Here is a 6,235-nt window from a genome sequence, read left to right as displayed (position 1 = left end):
TGCAATACCGAGCCCAGGCCCTCGCAGCCTAGGATTTCCATTAACCGGTCCAACCCACGGGGTCCAGTGCACAACAAAGGCGCATTGATCCCAACTGGGGAGGAGTGAACCGGGGGTGGGGGTCAGACGGGCTGAGCGCTGAGCAATCTCGCGCAACGCAGCAGACCCAGGTGACTGTAGGCCTGAGGGTGGTTGCCGAGAGAGCGTTCGGCAATCGGGTCGTATTCCTCACTGAGCAGTCCGGTCGGTCCGGCGGCGCTGACGAGTTGAGCGAACAGAGCCTCGGCCTCGGCGCGTTGGCCCACCAGCAGGTATGCCTCGACGAGCCACGCTGCGCACAGGTGGAATCCGCCTTCGCCGCCGGGCAGACCGTCGTCGTGGCGGTAGCGGTAGACCGTCGATCCACTGCGCAGTTCGGCTTCGGTTGCAGTGACGGTGGCTGCGAAACGCGGGTCCGACGGCTCGATCAGTCCGGACAGGCCGATGTACAGCGTCGCCGCGTCGAGGTCGGTGCCGTCGTATGCGGCGGTGAAGGACTGCACCTCGTCGTTCCAGCCGTTGGCGAGCACTTCTTCTCGGATGGTGTCACGAAGCTCGGACCAGCTCGATTCGGCTGTGCGGCCGAAGGTTTCGGCCAGACCGATGGCGCGGTCCACCGTCGTCCAGCCCATCACCTTCGAGTAGACGTGGTGGCGGGGATTGTCTCGGATTTCCCAGATGCCGTGATCGGGTTCGAACCAGCGTCGCTCGACGGCTTCGACCATCGCACGGACGAGGTCCCAGTCGTCGTCGGACAGGCCGTTCTCGGACCCCGCGGCTTTGCGGGCGTGTGCGAGGGCGGACACCAATTCGACGATGGGGCCGAAGACGTCGAGCTGAACCTGTTGGTTGGCAGCGTTTCCCACGCGGACCGGACGTGAACCCGCGTAGCCGGGCAGCTCGTCGATGACGGCCTCGGGCGGCAGGCCCAGGCCCCAGATGGTGTAGAGCGGGTGCAGGCGTTCGGGTCCCGACACCGATTCGAGTACCCCGTGAATCCACGAGAGGTAGTTCTCGGCCTCGGCTGTCGATCCGACGTCGACCAGTGCGGTCGCGGTCAATGCTGCGTCGCGCAGCCAGCAGTATCGGTAATCCCAGTTGCGCACTCCACCAATGTCTTCGGGCAGTGACGTGGTGGCGGCGGCCATGATCGAACCGGACTCGGCGTGCACGAGGCCGCGCAAGGTCAGAGCCGATCGCTTCATCAGGTCGCGCTTGAGCGGCGGCAGATTCAGGCCGTCTGCCCAGTCCTTCCAGTACGATTCCGATGCTCGACGCCGTTCGACCTCGGGCCACGGGTGCTCGCTCAGATCGTCTGTGCCGAGCCGCAATTCGAGAACTATCGGCCCGTTCGACGGGTCGACCTCGGCGTGGGCGGACTGCTGGGATCCGTCGGAGACGATGTTCCAGGTGACGCCGGGGCTCCGCAGGACCATCGGGTCCGCGGTGCCGAGGATGCGCAGTCCGTCGACGTCGGGTTCCAGTGATGCCCACGCCTTTCCGAACTCCGGACGCGGCGCGAACGTGACGATGGCCGGTGCCTTGCCGGTGATGACGCGGGTCAGCGCGGTCTGGCCCTGGCCGATGTCGTGCGGGAGGTAGTCGGTGACCTGCAGGCTGGCCCACTTGGTCTGCACGGTCATCGTGCCGTCCACGTACTGCTGGCTCAACGGAAGCGATGCGCGGACGGGTCCGATGCTGAAGTGTCCGGCCTGATCGCCGCCGAGCAGGTGTGCGAACACCGCTGCCGAATCGGGCTCGGGGTGACAGAGCCAGGTGACGTCGGCATCGGGAGTGAGCAGCGCGACGGCGTTGGGGCTGGCCAACATCGTCAGTCGTTCGATGCGCGGGGCGTCGGCTCCGGAGAGCCACTGCCGACGCTCCTCGAGCAGGAACGCCAAGGCCAGTGCCACGTGCTCGGTGCTGTCGATGCGGAACTCGGCGAGAGTATCGCCCGGTCCGATCTTGACCCCGATGTCGGGTCCGTGCAGGTGGCCGAATGCCTTCTCGTCGGTGACGTCGTCGCCGAAAAAGACTGCGGCAGTGGAGGCTTCCTGATGTCTGAGGATATCGAGGGCGACGCCCTTGTCGGTGATGATGACGGCCAGCTCGATGACGGACTTGCCCTCGGTCACTTGGACGCCGTCGCGTGCGGCAGCACCGGAACGCACGGCGGCCAGGGCTTCTTCGCCCGCAGCAGTCTCGGCGTTGCGCACGTGCAGTGCGACGCTGGCCGGCTTGGTTTCGATACTCACGCCCGGATGGGCGTCGGCGATGGCTTGGAGCTCGCCGGTGATGACGGTGAGGAGCTTCTTGGCGTCGTCGTCGATGGCGTTGACGAACCCGGCGTCGAACTCGCTGCCGTGGCTGCCCACGAGCTGCACCTCGGACGGCAATCGCGAGAGGATCGCGAGATCGCGAAGAGCGCGGCCGGAGATGACCGCAGCATTGGTGCCGGCGAGGGAGGCGAGCCCGCGCATGGCGCTGACGGACTCGGGGTGCGGAAAGGCCTTCTGCGGGTCGGAGACGATCGGAGCCATGGTTCCGTCGTAATCGGACGCGACGAGCAAACGCGGAGTCCGAGCGACTCCGACGAGTGCGCGGCGAAGTTCGAGCGGCAATTCGAGAGCAGTCACGCGTCGAATCTAGGCGATGAACCTCGTCTCGGCGTACCTGGCTTCGTGCGCCCGGTGTATCACTGCTGGTCGGGAACCAGACCGGGCGATGGCGTCACACCGGAAGCAGCCGACATCGACCTCGCGGACTTGGTGACGATGGCCAACATCGCTCGCTGGGCGGCGTCGGCGTCACCGGACTGGATGGAGGACGCGACCACTCCGTGCAACCGGATGGCCTCGGGGTCTGCTTGCCGCGACATCAAGGCATGGCGGGTGCGTCCGGCGAGTACCTCGACGACGATGTCCGACATCGACCGCAACATGGGATTGCCCGACGCCTCCAACAGCGTGCGGTGAAAGTTGCAGTCGTGTTCGAGGTAGGCCTCCGAGTCCGCGGAACGCGACGTCGACGACATACCGATAACCGCCGCGGTCAGCGCCCCGCAGTGCTCGGGGGTGGCTCGGTGGGCAGCGAGTTTGGCCGCCAGAGGCTCGATACCCGAGCGCAGTTCGCTGAGCAGCAGAAGCTGCTCGGCGCGGGCAGGACCGGCCAGTTGCCAGCGGATGACCACCGGGTCGAGGGAGTTCCAGTTCTGCGAACCCAGGACCGTGATGCCGACGCGTCGCCGAACGGTGAGCAGGCCCAGTGACTCGAGAACACGAACGACTTCTCGCACCACGGTTCGCGATACGGCGAACCGCACGGCGACGTCGTCGGCCGAGATTCGGGTGCCACTCGGGATCGCGCCACTCACGATGTCGCGCCCGAGCTCGTCGAGCACCGAATCGTGGAGTTGGCGAAAATCATTGGTCTCGGTCATGTCCGATCGATCGTCCCACGGGTTGCCCGGTTTCTCGCGTCTGTCCGATCCCGATGCACCGGATGGAGCAGTATCGAGGCATGGCAGCAGAGAAGACAGGCAGAGCGCACCATCCGGTTCTCGTGGTGATGGGGGTATCCGGATCGGGCAAATCAACCGTGGCAGGCATCCTCGCCGGAGCCTTGAAATGGGACCTCCAAGAGGGCGACGACCTGCACCCGGACGCCAACGTCGCGAAGATGGCGTCGGGTCAGCCCCTGACCGACGAGGACCGATGGCCGTGGCTCGACATCATCGCCGAGTGGATCACCGACCACACCAGCACGGGACGATCGGGAATCGTGACGTGCTCGGCACTCAAACGGTCGTATCGGGACGTACTGAGCGCAGGAGCCAGGGACGGGGCGCCGGTGATCTTCGTGCACCTGGCCGGAACCAAGGACCGAATCAGCGGGCGTCTGAATGCACGGATGGACCACTTCATGCCGTCCTCGCTGCTGGACACCCAGATCTCGACACTGGAACCCCTCGGCGACGACGAGAACGCCATCGTCGTCGACATCGGCCCGCCGCCCACCAAAATCGCCGAACACGTCCTCGTCGAACTCGAAAAACGCGCAGGAATGTCCGAAAGCCACTGAGTGCTGCCTGCCTCTGCCCTCTTGCTCCCCACCCGGGTTCGGATCAATGCGGGATTCAGTCGCTCAGAGTGCGGCAATGGGACATTGATCCACACCCGGGGGCCGAAACAGGGCAGAGGTCCGGGGCGGAGTGTCCGGTAAGTGCATATTCCAAGCAAGCGCGCTTGATTTTAAGTACTACGAATGACCGAAAGGACTTGTAAAAGTACGACGAATGAGAGAAGGTGAGCTTGTTCACTTTTCAGTGAGGAGACAGCTCATGGTGCGAGGCGCACCCGCCAGGCCGGTCCAACTTCCCGTTCCCAATGCAGATGTCTGGGACTGGCAACTCGACGGTCTGTGTCGTGGTCTCGACTCGTCCGTGTTCTTCCATCCCGAGGGGGAGCGAGGCCGTGCCCGCGCCACGCGAGAAAAGACCGCCAAGCAGGTCTGCGGCCGATGCCCGGTGCTCGAGCAATGCCGTCAGCACGCACTCGAAGCGAACGAGCCGTACGGCGTGTGGGGCGGAATGTCTGCACACGATCGCGCAGACTTCTACCGCGGAGCCGTTCGTACCGCTTGATCTTGCTGTACCGGTGCTGCGGAGACTTCGTAGACGATCTCGAGGCCGTCCTCGTCATCCCATTGCTCACCCACTTCGATGAACGCGAAGCTCTCGATGAGGGCCAGCGAGGGCGTGTTGCCCGGGCTGACTGTGGCGCGAACACTACGCACTTCCTTGTGTTGCCGTGCAACGGCGAGAAGGGTTTCTACCGAACGTCTGGCATGGCCTCGTCGACGAAACTCAGGATCGACTCGGTACCCGATCTCCACCATCCCCGTCTCGTCGGGAGCTCCGTGGAAGCCGGCCACGCCGACTGGCATGGCGACGTTTGGGTCGACCATCAGCCGCGTGATCCACGCTGCATCACCGGGGATGTCGATGATCTGCTTGCTTCTCCTCCGCCACAGGCTGCGGCATTCGACCCCGGCGAGATAGGGCGAAACGCGGTGGTGTGATGCGGGAATCGACTGTCCCGTTGCCAAGGCGTGCAGCATCTCCGCGGGAATTGCGTCCAGGCGAAGTCGTGACAGCTGGGGCTGGGGATGACGCCACGGGGCATTGGTCATAGTCATTGACGAGACCTTTCCACTCTTTCCCGCCGATCAGCCTTCTATTCTCGGGTCCACGATGAGGTCGAGCACAACGCCGCTCGAGTCGAAGCCGAAACGGGAGTTGAGCGGCAAGCGATGTGCTTCAGGTTTCAAACTTTCGATACCTTGGCGAACTATTTTGGCTCAGACCCTTGTCTCGGACGTCTGTGCCGTTTTATGTTCGAAGCGTCCAGAAGCACGAAACAACTCATGCTTTTCGAGGAGTAGACATGCAGGTCAGACGAGCTATCGGGGGAGTATTCATCGGGGTTGCCGTTCCCGCGCTGGCCATGGCGGCAGTGCAAATGAGCCTGGGCTGAACCTAGACAGCCGCAACCACAAACGCCCGCTTCCGTCGCCAGGAGCATTCGCCTTCCATTCCACGAAACCGGTTGTGTGGTGGGCAATGACAACGGCGGATGTGTTGGCGGCGGGGTATACAAGCGAGAGGATGCGAGATGGCAGCACCACTGATCAATTCTTCGCAAATTCCTGCCCCGATCAAGGTCGGGTCGCGGATACCCCGGGGCACCTCGATCGATCGCATCATTGCTGCTTTGGAGCCGCTAGGGGGCAAAGTGACGCGTGTGAGCGAGACGTCAGCCCGGATTGACGCCGGCAACATAGCCATTTACCGAATGTTGGGAACATCGCTAGCGCGCGGGCGGCGAAACTTGCCAATTGCCGTCTCGATCGATGTCAGGGACCAAAAGCCCTCAGTTTCAGTGACATTGAGAGACACGATTGCCGTGGTACTCCGTGTGCGGAGTGAGGGTGATGCGGAATGAACGCGTCGCGGAGATCAACGAGCTTCTCAAAGTTGTATGACTTCCGATTCCGCGGTACTGCGAGCTACTGATCTCACAATATCGGCGGCGAATCGCGCACTAGGTGTTCTTCTCGGGGACGTTGTGGACGGTCAGTCGCTCGATGGGTGACTTGCCGCCGATGCCTGTGTGGGGTCGGTGGTGATTGTAGTGAT

General features: G+C 63.6%; 5 protein-coding genes. 2 read left to right on the top strand and 3 right to left on the bottom strand.

The window, feature by feature from the left end:
• Positions 1 to 122: 122 nt before the first annotated feature.
• Positions 123 to 2,675 (bottom strand): trehalose-phosphatase, encoded by a 2,553-nt coding sequence (gene otsB, locus AB0P23_RS25295; protein WP_363799776.1) that lies wholly within the window; start codon positions 2,673 to 2,675, stop codon positions 123 to 125.
• A 59-nt stretch (positions 2,676 to 2,734) separates the two neighbouring features.
• Positions 2,735 to 3,478 (bottom strand): FCD domain-containing protein, encoded by a 744-nt coding sequence (locus AB0P23_RS25290; protein ID WP_027494331.1) that lies wholly within the window; start codon positions 3,476 to 3,478, stop codon positions 2,735 to 2,737.
• A gap of 80 nt (positions 3,479 to 3,558) precedes the next feature.
• On the opposite strand from AB0P23_RS25290, the gene AB0P23_RS25285 reads away from it, so the two are divergent.
• Positions 3,559 to 4,119 (top strand): gluconokinase, encoded by a 561-nt coding sequence (locus AB0P23_RS25285; RefSeq protein ID WP_032364969.1) that lies wholly within the window; start codon positions 3,559 to 3,561, stop codon positions 4,117 to 4,119.
• Between the two features lie 259 nt (positions 4,120 to 4,378).
• A complete protein-coding gene (locus tag AB0P23_RS25280) occupies positions 4,379 to 4,681 on the top strand; it encodes a WhiB family transcriptional regulator (protein WP_032364923.1) in 303 nt (100 codons plus the stop codon).
• On the opposite strand, the gene AB0P23_RS25275 is transcribed toward AB0P23_RS25280, so the two are convergent.
• Entirely contained in the window at positions 4,654 to 5,235 is a 582-nt protein-coding gene (locus AB0P23_RS25275) for a GNAT family protein (protein WP_052061477.1), read from the bottom strand. The two genes, AB0P23_RS25280 and AB0P23_RS25275, sit on opposite strands and share 28 nt — an antisense overlap.
• Positions 5,236 to 6,235: the final 1,000 nt, after the last annotated feature.

The organism is Rhodococcus sp. NPDC077669 (assembly GCF_040686915.1).
GTDB classification, from domain to species: domain Bacteria; phylum Actinomycetota; class Actinomycetes; order Mycobacteriales; family Mycobacteriaceae; genus Rhodococcoides; species Rhodococcoides fascians.
The sequence above is the reverse complement of the archived record's forward strand: the minus strand, read 5'-3'. Positions and strand labels throughout refer to the sequence as shown.

What these genes read in the sequence shown, in the direction of transcription:
- AB0P23_RS25280 (WP_032364923.1), top strand. Translation starts at nt 4,379, where the DNA reads ATGGTGCGAGGCGCACCCGCCAGGCCGGTCCAACTTCCCGTTCCCAAT.
- AB0P23_RS25285 (WP_032364969.1), top strand. Translation starts at nt 3,559, where the DNA reads ATGGCAGCAGAGAAGACAGGCAGAGCGCACCATCCGGTTCTCGTGGTG.
- AB0P23_RS25290 (WP_027494331.1), bottom strand. Translation starts at nt 3,478, where the DNA reads ATGACCGAGACCAATGATTTTCGCCAACTCCACGATTCGGTGCTCGAC.
- AB0P23_RS25275 (WP_052061477.1), bottom strand. Translation starts at nt 5,235, where the DNA reads ATGACTATGACCAATGCCCCGTGGCGTCATCCCCAGCCCCAGCTGTCA.